The 15522-nt window shown below is 48.4% G+C and carries 7 protein-coding genes and 1 tRNA gene; 3 read left to right on the plus strand and 5 right to left on the minus strand.

What is annotated here, in order from left to right; genetic code table 11:
- Positions 1-98 precede the first annotated feature (98 nt).
- The 3 genes from LL912_RS14590 to LL912_RS14600 all read right to left on the minus strand — a co-directional run bounded on the left by LL912_RS14590 (position 99) and on the right by LL912_RS14600 (position 4695).
- On the minus strand, positions 99-1628 hold the full coding sequence (locus LL912_RS14590; protein ID WP_235554309.1) for an alpha-L-fucosidase: 1530 nt from the start codon (positions 1626-1628) through the stop codon (positions 99-101).
- A 180-nt stretch (positions 1629-1808) separates the two neighbouring features.
- On the minus strand, positions 1809-3755 hold the full coding sequence (locus tag LL912_RS14595) for a heparinase II/III domain-containing protein (RefSeq protein ID WP_235554310.1): 1947 nt from the start codon (positions 3753-3755) through the stop codon (positions 1809-1811).
- A gap of 190 nt (positions 3756-3945) precedes the next feature.
- Positions 3946-4695: a hypothetical protein gene (locus LL912_RS14600; protein ID WP_235554311.1), complete on the minus strand. Its 750-nt coding sequence runs from the start codon at positions 4693-4695 to the stop codon at positions 3946-3948.
- Positions 4696-4910: 215 nt separating this feature from the next.
- Here LL912_RS14600 and LL912_RS14605 point away from each other — a divergent pair.
- From LL912_RS14605 to LL912_RS14615, 3 genes are all read left to right on the plus strand, one after another.
- Positions 4911-4984 (plus strand) — tRNA-Ile (locus LL912_RS14605).
- A gap of 330 nt (positions 4985-5314) precedes the next feature.
- The gene (locus tag LL912_RS14610) at positions 5315-9367 is read left to right on the plus strand and encodes a hybrid sensor histidine kinase/response regulator transcription factor (RefSeq protein WP_235554312.1); all 4053 of its coding nucleotides are present in this window, start codon (positions 5315-5317) and stop codon (positions 9365-9367) included.
- Between the two features lie 131 nt (positions 9368-9498).
- A complete protein-coding gene (locus tag LL912_RS14615) occupies positions 9499-10437 on the plus strand; it encodes an ROK family protein (RefSeq protein WP_235554313.1) in 939 nt (312 codons plus the stop codon).
- A gap of 3 nt (positions 10438-10440) precedes the next feature.
- Here LL912_RS14615 and LL912_RS14620 read toward each other — a convergent pair whose 3' ends face one another.
- Positions 10441-11817, minus strand: coding sequence for a sulfatase family protein (locus LL912_RS14620; RefSeq protein WP_235554314.1), 1377 nt, complete (start codon positions 11815-11817; stop codon positions 10441-10443).
- Between the two features lie 70 nt (positions 11818-11887).
- Positions 11888-15076: a chondroitinase family polysaccharide lyase gene (locus LL912_RS14625; RefSeq protein WP_235554315.1), complete on the minus strand. Its 3189-nt coding sequence runs from the start codon at positions 15074-15076 to the stop codon at positions 11888-11890.
- Positions 15077-15522: the final 446 nt, after the last annotated feature.

Raw genomic sequence — 15522 nt, forward strand, 5'->3', positions numbered from 1 at the left:
TCAGTGGGCACACTGAACACGGCGGAAAGTTATTTTCATTGCAGGGCGGTGAGGCACTGAGTACGAGCAGCAATGGTTTGTATCCTCACAAACCGAAGCTATTTATTTCCCATTCCGGCCAGCTCCTTACAAAAATAGACCCCTGCCTCCGCGATTGCGGGGTTTAACCGCGACGATTCTATTTCAATTTTTATTTCAGCGGCGGTTATGGGTTCAAAATGAAGCAAGCGTTTATACCCGATGGTGGTTTCGTTTGCGAAAGGCATCCACACACCGCCCTCTTTATACCAGGCACTGAATTTTTCCACACGCTGTCCCACCCGGATGTTTTCCTGGAGTGAAAGCACATTGAAGGTTGCCGGCTTTTTGAGTTTGAAAAGGATGGTTGTAGCGGTATCTGTACCAGTTGTAGTAAAATGTGTAGCGTTGTTACCATCAAGCAGGGTACTCATGCCAATGCCGTTTTTGCAGGAGATCGCTGCTCCCCGGAGGTAATTGGTACTGAATAGCCGGTTGCGTATTTGCGTCCACTCCTGCAGAGATCTTATATCGGCATCGGCAATTAGCCCGTGTTTATCGGGAGGAATATTCAGCAGCAATACGCTGTTCATGCCCACCGACGTAAAATAAATCTTCAACAGTTCCTCCGGTGTTTTTACTTTTTCATCCTGGTCCGCATGATAAAACCATCCGGGTCTTATCGATACATCGGTTTCGGCGGGATACCACACCAGTCCCTTTGCCTTTACAATCTTTTCACGGCTTCCAAGATCATCCCCCACCAGGTCACTTACCGGTTTAAACAGCATGCCTTGTTGCGAGTTTGCAGCGATTTGATCCTGATCCAGATTATTGGTCGTAACCACGCTCCACTCCATCCGCCGTCCGCGGCCACTTTCGGTACCCACCCACCGTACATCCGGACCCATAATCGCAATAGTTGCCTGTGGCTGCAATTTCCGTATCAGCCGGTACCAACGGTTAAAATCATATACCTGTTTTTTACCATTGGGACCCTCGCCGTTTGCACCATCAAACCAAACCTCATCTACTTTACCATACCGCGTCAGCAGTTCAGTCAGTTGCTGTACGAAAAAATCATTATAGGCATCGGTACCATAAACCGGAGCGTTACGGTCCCAGGGAGACAGATAAACGCCAAAGCCCATGTTGAGTTTTTTACAGGCTTCCGCCACTTCCTTTACCACATCGCCCTGCCCGTTTTTCCAGGGGCTGTTTTTTACGGAATGCGAAGTAGTGCTGGTAGGCCATAAGCAAAACCCGTCGTGATGTTTGGCCGTAATGATCACCTGTTTGAAGCCCGCGTCCTTCATCGTCTTTACCCATTGCTGCGCATTCAACTTCTTGGGGTTAAAGATTGCCGGATCTTCTTTACCGTCGCCCCATTCCCTGCCGGTGAAGGTGTTCACCCCAAAGTGAAAGAAGGCTGTAAGCTCCAGTTGCTGCCAGCGTAACTGCCGGGCTGTGGGCACAATGTTAGCAGCTTGCTGAATGATCTGTTTCTCTGACTCGCCGGGAGCGATGGAAACGAAATTTCGCTTTTGAGCTTGTATAGTCCCGCAAACGGATACAAATCCCACAGTAACCAGTAACAACTTTATCTTCATTTTACGTTTTTTTGATTCAAAAAGGAGAGGCAGCATCGATGGAGTTCCCTGATACAGCCTCCTTCTTGTCCAGGGCTTCATGTTACGTTTTATTTTTTAATTTGCCGATCCGGAAATCAGCAGGTTCCCCGAAGCAGGGCCTGTCATTCCACTTCAAAATCATTCTTGTATTCCTGCCTGTTACAAGCGCCGGATCCGGAATACATAAGTTCCCGACCGCTGCAGCTTGCGGGCTGTTAACACGATCCTGTAAATCTGTTTTCCCCAAACCGCCGATAAGCGGGCGTCTTCCTGCGGAACCGTCTCAATAACAGCTTCAAAATCCCGGCTATTATAAGTAAGCTGTGTGTTACCGTTTTCCTGTTGAATGAGGATTTTTCCGGGTGCATCTTTTTTTATGGTACCATAACAAAGAAAGTGAATCCGGTTTTCTTTTTCCGGCCGATCGATCGAAAACGCATCGCTGATTTCTAACTGGCCATCGCTCAACCGGTAGCTCCGCAACCATCGCGTTACACGGGTTGCATCAGGATAAGCGTTGCTGATGTTCAGTGAGAAGGTTTTTGTACGGGCATCAAATTGCACGTCCCCTGCTTTATAGGTAGCGCCATTCTTTTCTTCGTACCCGTTTATGACCGGTATATTATGATAACCGCTCTGCATCGTCCAGATCGAATAGCGCCCGGGCCCGAAGGTCTGACGCGTATAGGTTCCCACCCCGGCATCAATAAAGACGGGCATATCGTTTATGTATAAATTAAATGAACCCACATCGTTGTGGTTATGGCTCTCATTGTTATGACCGCCTTTAGCTGCGAAGAACAATGCACCCTGTTTCATAAAGCATACTTCCGTTTGCGGATACCAGGTAAACGCCGGTGTGTTATGCGCCGCCGTACAGGCGGCCAGCTCTTTATCGAAGCGCAACGTTTGAAACAACCGGTAAGCATCCCTTCCTGCTGCCGGCGGTCCATCTTGCCGGCTGCTCCGGATAAGAGCCGCCAGCTGCATTAATTCTGTACTGTTTACGGCCTTGCCATAACGGTAAATCAACGGCGCATCCGGATAAAGCTTTGCAGATGCATCCGCAAAATTCACCACCCAGCCATTGCCCACATAGGCGCGGGAAATATAGGTACCCATGTTTTTAATAATGGGTTCGCCGAAGAGGGAGATCTTTCCGCCCGTGATATCGTATAACAGTTGAAGATAATCATACAGTTTACCGGCCGCATGCCCCCAGTAAGAGGGGCCCTCTTCGCAGGCGCCGTCTTCGTTAGTATAGTTGATAAACTGGTCTACCGACATCATCGTACGGTAAACGGCGCGGGCCAGTTTTTCCGGATCGTCTTCAATCAGTGCAAATGTTTGTAGTACATTGGAGTTGCACCAGGGGTTCCAGTTATTCACCAGAGCCCCGGGTTTGTACCGCAGCGCCATCCACCAAAGGTGATCCGTGTTCATATAAGGAATAAGGATGCGGTCTTCCAGTTCCTTTTTTAACCGCAGCTCAAGCAGCGGGTTTATCTTTTTAAAGTCATCATGAAAATAATAATAGATCCAGGCAAACAATGATCCCATATCTCCAGCCATCAGGTCGATGACCTGCTCACGGTGGTCCGGAAATCCTATTTTACTCGATTGCAGGCTCAGGTGCGCCGAAAGGGCCCAGGAAGTCATTTCACAAGCAGCAAAAACACCATTGGCCAGCTGATCGAGGTACCGGCCCTTTCCCTCAGCCAGCTCCGCGGTAAACAGGTTTACAATGGTTGTTACATTCTCATTCAATGGAGTCTCCATGATCACCCGGGAGCCGCTGCGGGTATATTCCAGGTAATCGGTGGCTTTTATTACTTTCCATTGATACGTCAGTGCTGCATTGCCCTTTTCAATAAAGGCGTTTTTATAGCTGCCGGTCAACCGGTCCCAACCTGCACGGTCTTTATAGGCCGGATAAGGGATCCACTGCTCCCGGGGCAATAACATATTTTTCACCTGTTGAACATTGGCCTGTTTTTGCAGCAGGTCCCTTTTTACGTACGCAAAAGAAGTGCCCGGCACCAGCATCGTTAAAAGCAGCAGGGCATTTACCCTACCCTGCAACAAAAAATTGAACGTTCTTTTCATTTCCCTGTTTTGATGAACCCGCGTCGTTGTTTACATGGCAATATCTTTTGTTACTTTGAAACTACAGTTCTTTGGACAAACAGCTGCGCTTCTACAACCACACGGGTGCGGAAAGATAATAAAATCAGCCATTGATGCCATAAAAAAAGCGGATCCTGCCGGGATCCGCTCATCAAAAAATTTGAAAATCCTACAGGCCGCCAAAACTCAAGCCGATTGTATAGGGTTTTATTTCCGGACCTGCACCATCCTTCAGCAATTTGGTAAACTGATAGGTTCCAAATAAGGTAAAATGACCAACGCCCACCCGGGCAGTACCCACTACCCTCGTGGTATTAAAATAACGTTTACTGGACTCTTTCAAGAGGTAGTCGCCGCCCGACTGTAACACTTTTGAACGGGTGGAGGCCTTGATCATGGTGCCTAGTTTCACACCCAGCGCCATTTTAAAACTCCGGTCGCTATGTTCCGGGTCAGATACAAAACGGAGTTCTATAGGCGCCTCCAGATAAGCCGTAGATAGTTTTGTTTTCTTAACGTCAAAGCGGGTTGTATCATTAAACGGAAGCCTTGTACCGGTGGCTTTTACGTTTACAAAGTTCAGATTTTTGTCCAGGGTCATATGATCGGATCCTACACCCAGTCCGATGGCGGCACTCAGTTTCTGATTACTTTTGAAAGGGAAGTCGAGCATAAAATACGCATTGATGCTCCGGGGCAGGTTTCCTGTTTTGATGCTATCCGGCAAGCTGGCCCAATTGGTATACCCCAGCTGAAGCAAGAAATGATCATTAGCCCTCTTGGACAGATCATATTTCTTCTTTTTAGGTTTGGGAGGATTTGCAGCCACTACGGCGGCGGCCATGGATGTATCAACCTGAGCATGCAATGCTCCGCCCAATAAAAAGCTGGCAACCAGGAATAGAACTATTTTCTTCATAAATATTTTAAGTTGCGCAAATATAGCTTGTCTTTGGGTTAAAATTAGGTTAATACCCCCTTGTTCTTTGAAAACTTTTCTCGTTGAAAACCAGATTTTCTGCTTGCGGAATGATTATTTTGTTTAATTTCGCCCTCCCCCGGAGGAAACCGGTTCTGCGGGGTCTGGCCATTGTCATTCGGTTCTTTAAAAATATTATTGCTGTAAACAGCATTGGTCCTATAGCTCAGCCGGTTAGAGCATCTGACTCATAATCAGAGGGTCCCTGGTTCGAGCCCAGGTGGGACCACTTAAAAATCAAAGAGTTGTGCTTTAATCGCAGCTCTTTTTTTGTTTGCGCGATTAAAGCATGCGACTGTAGCAAATCAACGGACCGGATAATGGCCCGGCTTATAGACGTCTACAGCCGAACAGTTTATTTTTCAAAAACTACATCACTTAAGGCACTTTGCATGCTTACTTGAACATGCAATATGCTCCCGTTGTGAAACCTTTCGTTCAAAGACTCTTTCAAAGCGAGCCAAATAATCAAACGCATATTCTGCTTCTCCGAACCTTTCGCATTTATTCGCGGTCTCCGGACAAGGGCCGAAGCGCTATTTTGCTTAAATTGCCGCCAATGAAAGGAAAGGGTTTTTGGATACTATTCTATTGCTTACAGATCTACCACTTCTCCCCAGGACAACCCCTAAAATCAATCGCTGAAAACAGGTACTTCAGAACCATTTCTGTTGACCAGGGATTGTCGCAAAGCACGGTATTTGTTGTGCAACAGGATCAGCAGGGCTTTATCTGGGTGGGCACACAGGATGGACTGAACCGCTACGACGGGAAAGCCTTTACCGTGTTCCGGCCCAGTAAAAAAGATGGTAGCAGTCTTTTTTCCAGTTATATCAGGAGCCTGTATACCGACCATCGGGGTATGCTGTGGGTTGGAGGCAACAAGGGAGTGAGCTGCTACAACTATAAAAAAGAGCGGTTCGACAATTATCCGCTGCCCGTAAAACCGGGCGAATGGTTTGTCTCCGGCATCACAGCTGATCAAAACAACCGCTTATGGATTGCTGCCAATACCGGAGAGCTCTATTATCTCGATGCTGCAGGCAACCGCTTTGTACCGTTTCCCTATAAAGTGAGCGGTACGCCCATCCATACCATCCAGCAATTGCTTTTTATCGGCAGCCATTTATTCCTGGCTACGGATAAGGGGGTCTATGACCTCGATCCTGGTACACAAACCGCAAGGCAACGGCAACCGGCACAGGTCAATGCGCGTATTAATGCGCTGCTGCCGCAAGGGCAATTACTGTGGATGGGCTCCGAGAACAGCGGCCTGTTTTGCCTGGATCTCAAAAATGATCAGGTTACCAACTACGTTCACCAGTCTCAAACAGCCAACAGCCTCATCGATGATGATATCCGGAGCCTTGCCTGGGATGAGATGGGACATCTCTGGATCGGTACATTCAGAGGCCTTTCGATTCTGGATACCCGAACGGCCAGTTTCAGCAATTTTGATCATCAATCCAACCGGCATCTGACCCTTAGCCAGAATTCCGTTCGCTGCATTTTCAAAGACCGGCAGAACGGTATGTGGCTGGGCACTTTTTTTGGTGGACTGAACTATTATCACAAAGATGATATCCGCTTTAATATTCTTAGTCAAACCACCGGAAGCGTATTGTTAAACGACCAGGTGGTGAATGTGATCAAGGAAGATCCGGCTCAGCACATCTGGATCGGCACCAATGATAAAGGGATCAATATCTGGAACCGGAAAACCAACCAGCTCTCCTACCTGTCGCATACAGAAGCCAATGCCAACAGCATCAGCTCCAATAATATCAAGGCCATCGCTTTTGATCCGGATGGCAACGCCCTGATCGGCACTTTTAATGCAGGTTTGAATATCGTGAACAAAAAAACAGGCGCCGTAAAAAAATATATGCACGATCCGTCAGATCCTTTTTCTGTTAACAGTGATATGGTGCATGCACTGCTCCGCGACCAGCAGAACCGGATCTGGGTGGGCACCCGCGTCGGGCTCAGCCGCTTTGACCAGGTACAACAGCGGTTTATTCGTTTTGATAAAGACCCGTCGGGAAAGCAACTCAGCTCCGAAGGTATCACTTCCCTGCTGCAGGACCGGAAAGGGCGGATCTGGATCGGTACTATTAATGGCATGAACGCACTGAGCCCGGACCTTAGCCGCCTTAATGTATTTGCGGGCACCACCCTTTCCAATGAATTGGTGAACTGCATCGCAGAGGATCAGCAAGGCCGCATTTGGGTAGGCACCCGCGACGGCCTGAATTTTTTTGACGAACGGCAGCAGCGATTTATTGCCTATACCGGTGCCGACCATACGATCGAAGGTGCCATATTCGGCGTTCAGTCCGATGACCAGGGCGGGGTTTGGGTCTCAACCAGCAAGGGACTGATCAAATTGTACGACGCCTTCAATAAACTCCAGGTCTTTAATAACCAAACCGGCATGGGCAATATGCAACTCAGCCTTCCTGCATTTTGCAAAGCCAGCGACGGCCTGGTTCTCTTCGGTGGGCTGAACGGGCTTATTTATTTTTACCCGCAATCCATCCAGCTCAAGCCCTTTGATCTTCGTGTTACCTTTACAGGACTGGATATTTTTAATACCCATGTAACCCCCGGAAGCAGCTACAAGGTATTGAATCATTCCATCAGTGAAACCAATAGTCTGCGCCTGTCTCATGAGTACAAACAATTCACCGTTTATTTCAGCACCTTCAATTATATCGCTCCCGGAAGCATTCAATATCATTACCGGCTAAAGGGTTTTGACAATAACTGGCAGGTATGCGACAATATTCCCAAGGCTATGTACACCAATCTAAAGCCCGGTGATTACACCCTTGAAGTGCAGGCAACCGGCCCTGTTGGCGAGAAAAGTCCCGTGCGAACCCTGCAGATCCGGGTGTTACCTCCCTGGTGGCGGAGCAATGGCTTCTATTTATTGCTTGCGGCAGTTCTGGGCGTCATCGCTTATATCGCCTACCGCGTCATTAATGAACGTATAAAAGCAAAAACGGCGTTGAAAAAAGAGCGTAATGACCGGGAGAAAGCCGAATACCTGAACCAGATGAAGATGGATTTCTTTACGAATATCTCGCATGAATTTAAAACGCCGCTTACGCTTATTATTGCACCGCTGGAAGAAATGATGGCCAAACCTGTTCCTGAAAAGAAACTGCGGAAATACCATGAGCGCATGCTGGGCAACGCCAAACGGCTCTACCAGCTGGTAGATCAGCTGATGGACTTCCGGAAAACCGAAAACGGTTTGAAAAAGCTGGAATTAACACAGGGCGATATCGTTTCTTTTATGCGGGAAATCTACTCCTCCTTTCTTGAGCTTTCCCGGCAAAAAAATATTAAATACTATTTCAAAGCAAACCGGTCGGAATTTTCCTGCTACTTCGACAGGGATGCTGTGGAAAAGATCTGCAACAACCTTTTATCAAATGCGTTCAAGTACACGCACCCGGAAGACACGGTGGAACTGAGCTTTGAACACCGGAACGAACAGATGCTGATTACCGTAAGCGATACCGGCGTGGGCATTGCATCTGCAGACCATGAACGGGTCTTTCAGCGGTTTTACCAGGTGAACCATTCTGACGCCAACTGGGGCTCTGGTGTAGGGCTGGCTTTTGCCAAAAGTTTGGTCGAATTACACCAGGGTACCATTTCTATAGAAAGCGTACCGGATAAAGGCACGATTTTTACGGTTCAACTGCCCGCAAACCGTGATGCCTACCAGGCTGAAGCATTCAACACAGAAAATCATTATACCTTGCTGCTGGATAATCTTACCACAGCGGTGCAAGACGATAAAGAAGCAGCAATTCCCGTAGCAGCTGTTGCCCATGAGCAACAGCTGCTCATTGTAGACGATAATGAGCAGATCGTGGATTACCTGGCCGGTTATTTTGGAAATCATTTTACGGTGGTAACGGCTTACAACGGACAGGAAGCCCTGCAACGGGTGGAAGCGCAGGCCCCGGATATGATTATCTGTGACGTGATGATGCCGGAAACAGACGGTATCCAGTTTTGTAAAAAGATTAAGCAAAACATCATCACCTGCCACATTCCTGTAATTTTGTTAACCGCTAAAAGCGAACCTACCAACCAGGTAAAAGGCCTGGAGGCAGGCGCTGACGATTATGTAACCAAGCCCTTTTCGCTTCCGGTGCTGGATGCAAAAGTGCAGAATATCCTCCGGTCCAGGCGGCGACTAAAGGAATACTATTCCTCGGCAACCGAAATTGTTCCGGAAAACATTGCGCTCAACACCCTTGATGAAGATTTTCTGCGCAAGGCCATCACCATCGTTGAGGAAAGCCTCAGCGATCCGGAATTTTCCGTGCTCAAGTTCAGCCGGAGCATCGGCATGAGCCGCTCCAGTCTTTATCTGAAGTTAAAAGCCATAACCGGTGAGTCCACCACCGATTTTATCAAACGTATTAAGTTCAAAAAAGCGGCTGCCCTTTTAGAAAGTAAGGAATACTCCGTTACAGAGGTCGCTTATATGTCGGGCTTCAGTTCCCTGTCTTATTTCTCAACATCATTCAAGCAATATTACGGATGTTTGCCTACGGAATACATATCGAAAAAACAGACCGAGTCATAACCGGCCAAAATCTCCCATTTCTAAAGAAATAAATCCATTTTTGAAACCGTCTTTTTATTGCATGCTGTTATTTTGAGAAAGAAACGAGGCCATGGGGTTCCGGAAATTCATAAACAGAAAAGCTGGTAAAGATGTATGCAATCGCCATTGATGTGGGCAGCACCTATGTGAGATGCGGCCTGGTCAACCTGAAAGGTGAGATCCTTTATTCGTTTAAAATGCCTTCCAGGGATATTTTGTCGGAAGGCGAAATCATTGCACTTATTAATGCTGCCGTGCGCAAATGTGCCGGCGCTGCGGGAGGCCAGATCCTGGGCGTGGGTGTAGGCTTCCCGGGGATTGTGGAAAACAATGTGATCCTGGGAGGTGCCGATAACCTGCCGGGGTTTCATCATGTAGACCTGGGGGCGTTGATTGCTGCATCAACCGGGTTGAATGTGGTGGTAGATAATGATGCCAATATGATGGCCTGGGGGGAGATCCAGTTCGGGGCAGGGAAAAACTGCTCCGATGCGGTATTCCTCACTGTGGGAGCTGGTATCGGCGGCAGTGCCGTGATCAATAACAAGCTATATGGCGGTTACAGGAACAAAGGAATGGAATTTGGGCATATCATCATCAATTTCGACGGGCCGCTCTGTTCCTGTGGCAGCCGCGGCTGTTTTGAGGCCTATGCTTCTATAAAAGCTCTAATCCGGGATTATGCGAAGCTGACGGGTAAAGCGTCCTCCGGTTTAAACGGGCGGATGATTACCCATCATTATCTTTCGGGTGAAGCCGCAGCAGTGGAAGTAATGGAACAACACCTGCATTATATGTCCATCGGTGTCACCAGCCTGATCAATATTTTCAGTCCCCAAAAACTGATCATCGGCGGAGGTGTTTCTGGTGCAGACAGCTTTTATGCACAGGAAATCAGCCGGCGGGTGGCCGGGCGCGCAATGCCGGATACCTTCAGTAATGCGATGATCGTTCATTCACAAATGGAAAACGAAGCATGCCTGCTGGGCTGTGCCAGCCGGGTTTTTTCCACACCAATGTTGCTGCAGTCGAATGCGCAAACCTGTTAGGTTTTATAAGCCTAACAGCTCTTTTCCAAAAGGATCCCCGCTCATTTTACACCAGGTCCTCAGGTATCGGTTCATCTGCTGCAACTGCTTTTTGTATTGCGGCTTTATGGCCAGGTTATCCATTTCGCCCGGGTCCTTACTAAGATCAAACAATTGCTCCCGGATCTGCCCTTTGTTATATATAATGTATTTAAAATCCTTTGTGATCACCGCTCTTCCGCTGATGCCCAGCAATGTTTCATTATCCGCAAAATCCGTTTCAATCACCAGCGTGTCTCTAGGCACGGTAGTTGGGTCATTCAGGCGTTTGCTAAGATCCGCTCCTTTCAGGTAAGCCGGAGCCGGCACACCGGTAAGCCCGCAGATCGTTGGAATGATATCCGTACCATTGCATACCAGTGCCGCATCGGTCCGGGGTTTCCAACTTCCCGGTTTTGAAAGGATAAAAGGGACCCGGGCCGATTCTTCATACAGGATCTGTTTCTGGTTCCAGGAATGCGCTGCATAGCCATCACCATGATCGGCGGTAAACAGGATGATGGTATTCTTATCTACACCGTATTTTTTCAGGGAAGCCACCACCATTGCAATATACTGGTCTACTTTCTCCACCAGCCGGTTATAGGCCCAGCGGTATTGCCGCCACTGATCTCCTGTCCAGTTCACAGAAGGATAGGTGCGTATATTGGACGACTGCTGTTCCCGTACGATCCGGGGCTCATTGGCAGGAATGGCCCAGTTAGCGGGCAGTTGCGGGCATTGGGATGGAGGTGGCGCCGCTGCAAGTACATCCATCTTTAAGGCATCGCCCCGGGCCCATTCGCAAATATCGTGCGGGTTCAAAAAAGAGGCTACCAGCAAAAAAGGCTGGTCTTTATTTTCCTTTATGAACCGTGCACAATAGGAAGGCGTAGCCGCATCATTATAATCCTGGAATGTTGTATTCTTAATAAAATCAAAGCCATGCTGACTGATTTTTTCTGCCGGCACCGGTAAATGCCATTTGCCTACATATCCTGTTTTGTATCCGCCACCTTTAAAGATCCGGCCCATCATCAGCAGGCTATCCGGCCATTGACCGTCTTTTTCCGGAGCATTCCCTATAAAGCCGGTTTCAAAAGGCATTTTTCCACTAAAGATAGCGCTACGGGAAGGCGTACATAAGGGCTGTGCACAATATGCTCTTGTAAACCGTACCCCATTGGCGGCCAACTGGTCCATCGCCGGTGTATACAGATCCCTGTTGCCCGCGTTGCTCATAGCCTCAGCGGTTTGCTGATCCGTCATAATGATGAGGATATTGGGACGCGGTGCCGGTTGCGCCAGAACGGCAAGGCCCGCGCAAAGGATCAACATTGTAAATAAGAATTGCTTATACATGACGTTTACATTATTTATTCTTTGTTTTTTGCTATTTGGTATTTGTTTTTTTACGTCCATACGCGATCCATCATTCTTCCTCCGCTGTACCAGCTCCCCGGTGCTGCAACGGCAGATCGATGCTTTCGCCATCCTTGCAAAATACCGAAAGGATCGTATTGCCGTTCTTAACGGTCGAAGACACCAGCGCGCTTACAGGTTCTGTTCCATACCATGCTCCCTTCAGTGTCAGCGTAATCACCCGTCCCTTTGCCCAGGCGTTGGTAATACTGTCCGGCATATGCGACATATTATGATTCCATCGGCTCTGGCCAATATCCGGGCCTGCAACGGTAAGCAACAACCGGCTATTCGTTTCTTTGACCTGTACCAATAGCGGTGCATCCGTTTTTAACAGCAGGCCGCCCTTTAACAGCCCGTTGGGTTCAAACACTGCATAAGCTGTAATGCCCGAAGCCTTATGCCGAATGCTGTGCGCCGCATGATCTTTTTGTAATACCGTGTAGGTCTTGGTTTGCAGGTAACGCTCCGGTTCTTGGCCATGCAGCAGTATTTCATATTCATAACCACCCGCGACCGGTTGTGCCCCGTGATCCAGCCAGGCCTTCAGGTAGGTACCTTCTATGGGCGTATAGCTGGCATTCTTCCATTGGTATGATTGCTGCGTGCCCTGTACCCAGCTGGCCCGTTGACCCTTGGGGATAATGTAGTGCAACCCATTCTGATCTGTAAAATAGCCGCCATCCGCCGTTTGTACCGGTTGGGAGGTGATGACCTTACCATTAAAATAATTGAGATGCTTGTCACCCGCACGATACTGGAACAGGGTGGTTACGGTTGCATACCGGTGGTCCTTGTTGCTTATATTGGAACCCAGGCAGATGATCTCATCGTCAATAAAAAAATACGTTTTCTTCGCGCGGAAACTATGATCGAATAAAGACCGGTCTGCATCCGGGAACACATCATCCCTCAGGTCCAGTGCAAAAAGACCGTTGAGTCCTTGTTTGAGCCCGCTGGCTATCACGCTCTCTGAAAAATTCCGGTGCTTGCCTTCCACATATTTCTGATCGGCCTGAGGATCGTACAACATTTTATCTGCCGGCAGCTTCTTGGTAGTAGCTCCTGGCAGCATCGACCAGTCGAACCCCTCGTTCAGCGCCATCCCCATGCTATCAAAACCTTCTTTCTCGTCACCCTGGGCAGTTATCAGCATTCCGTGACTCAGATAGCGGCCCATATTGTTTTCGCCTTTTCCGCCTTCATAGTCCCATATATATTTGTTATAGCCTTTTACGGTAGCAAAGGCATTACCGCGCCGGTAGGTCAGTAAACCGGAGTAAGGCATTACCGTTACGCCATCTGCAGGTATCTGCCGGGCAGCTCCCATTTTACGATGCAACCGCACCATCAGGTTAAGCGTACCATAGGTGCCGGAATAGGTGAGCGCCGGCAGCAACATTTTATTGATCTCGTCTGGTTTTGCAATTGCATAAATGTAATTATACAATGCCGCCAGTTCGGGATCGCGGATGCTGTCGCCGCTCATGCTCATATAGGCAAAGGCCGGCATACTATTTCCATCAATGGAACTGTTGTTCAGCGGAAAGCGGCCACTCACCCCATAATGGATCTGCACGCCATAGGCAATCGCTGCCTGTTGTTTTAAGGCAGCCGTAAGGTTACGGGTAGATGCCGCATCCATAGCATAAGATGTACCATCCAGCAGCCAGTGGATCAATGCCATTGTATTTACGGCATTGGTACCGTATGCGTTCAGGTAGGTGCCACGGTGATGATAAATCGAATAATCCGGTTTAAAGGTATCGCTGTATCCCGGTGCAAAGCCTGCCACATAATTCATATACGCCTTAAACTGCTGCAATAGTTGTTGCTTCGGTGCATCATTCTCCATCAGCAGGATGGTGATCAGCTTTACCATAGCGCCACCCCGTACCTTGTCGGAATTTTCGCCCCGGGTGGCATCCAGTTCCAGCAAGCCTCCCATACGGGTATGCCAGATGAGCATGTTTACCTGCGGCATTAATTTATTTTGTGTTTTTAGTTCATCCCGCATCAGGAAAATGGCCGTGGCGATTGGTGTAAGCCGGATTACATGATCCACTGTACCGATGGCACTTCCCGCCGCCCAGCCCTGGTCCAGGAAATAATCCAGTGCATTCAGCAGCTGCTCTTTCGATTGCTCCGTTCCGTTTAACCGGTAATCGGCCGCCAGCGGGAACAACAGGTTCTGCGCCACGTTGTCAAATACCTGTCCTTCCGGTGCGGGATGCTCATCCCGTATGGCAAATAGCGGAACGCCGTTTACCGCACCGTTCACCCGTTTTATTTTGAGCTGATCATAAAGATTCCGGGCGGCTTTTAATTTCCCCTGCAGCAGCGTTTCAATACCTGTATTCCGCTCCTTCCAGTCGGTGGTCTGGTCCCCAAGGATCAGGAACTCCAGTCGGGCCGCAATTTTTTGGCTTGTCTCCGCCAGGGCGGCTTTATCTGCTTTCTGCCTGAAGAGCGCCTCCTGAAAAGCCCGGTAGGGTTTCAGGATCTCATATCCGTCTGCAGAACGCAGGTTGCGTTTTTTATTTTCAAACTGAACATCGGAGCTGCGTTTATTGGACACAAAGCGGAGCAGGGTCAGGTGATCTATAAACAGTTTACTTTCCTGTTGAGGTACATTTTTGGGAATAACGACCAGGGCCTGCAGGTCATCGCTGCCTTTATAATCCGGCACTTTGGCATCTTCATCGAAACAAACCCATACCGTTCGCCAGCCGGTAAAATCCATATTTACTGTAAAACGATATTTGGGCGACTGACGTGCCGCTTCCTGGCTGCTCCCCGCCTGAAAAACGAGCTGTCCCTTTACCGGCTGCTCCTGGTACAGCCAGACCTTCATACCTCCGAAGCGGTCCTTCGGATAGAACGAAGGTTCATAAATTTCCGGGATCCCGCCGGAATAAAATGCTCCGGCTTCCTTCAATCCTTTAAGGCCGGTAATTTCCAGCGATGCATTTCTTCCCCAGGTCCAGCAAAGTGAACGCCCTCCTTCTTTGTAATGCGCCGTTGAAAAAGACAAACGGCTGTTTTGGGCCTTCCATCCCTCCTGTTCAATACCAGTTTCAAAACCATATTGCCCCGTGATGACCTTTGTAGCTGCCGTTTCTTTGGGTTGTGCCTGCAACGGTCCGTAAGCGGATACCGCTATCAGTAAAGCAAAAACCGTTTTTATATTTTTATTCATATAACCCGATTGAAAAATTCCGATTCCTGCCAAAGCCGGCAGGGATATTTATTACCTGTTTTTTTATGTGTACGTTCAACGCCAATGAGGCCATGTTACTTTTTTGCCGTATCACCCTGAGTTTTGATTTACATTGCAAAAACAATAGAGCTATGACAATACCGGCTTATAGTCCTCATGAACTTGTTTCAGCATCTGAGGGAATCATAACACAGATGCCGAAACAAGTTGCCAATGACAGATTGTATTGTTTATTGAAAATCAATTATAGTTTCGTCATGCCGAGCGCATCCCACAATAGCGGGAGTAGTAGAGGCTTCTCTGTGATACCGGATTGCCTGACAATGAAGAGACCTTTCGGCTTCGCTCAAGGTGACGAATGGGTATTTTGTCATTGCCTCATCGATTTATGCTCACAAATAAAGAACTCGGCATGACAAAAGAAA

This window comes from Niabella agricola (genome assembly GCF_021538615.1).
Classification (GTDB): domain Bacteria; phylum Bacteroidota; class Bacteroidia; order Chitinophagales; family Chitinophagaceae; genus Niabella; species Niabella agricola.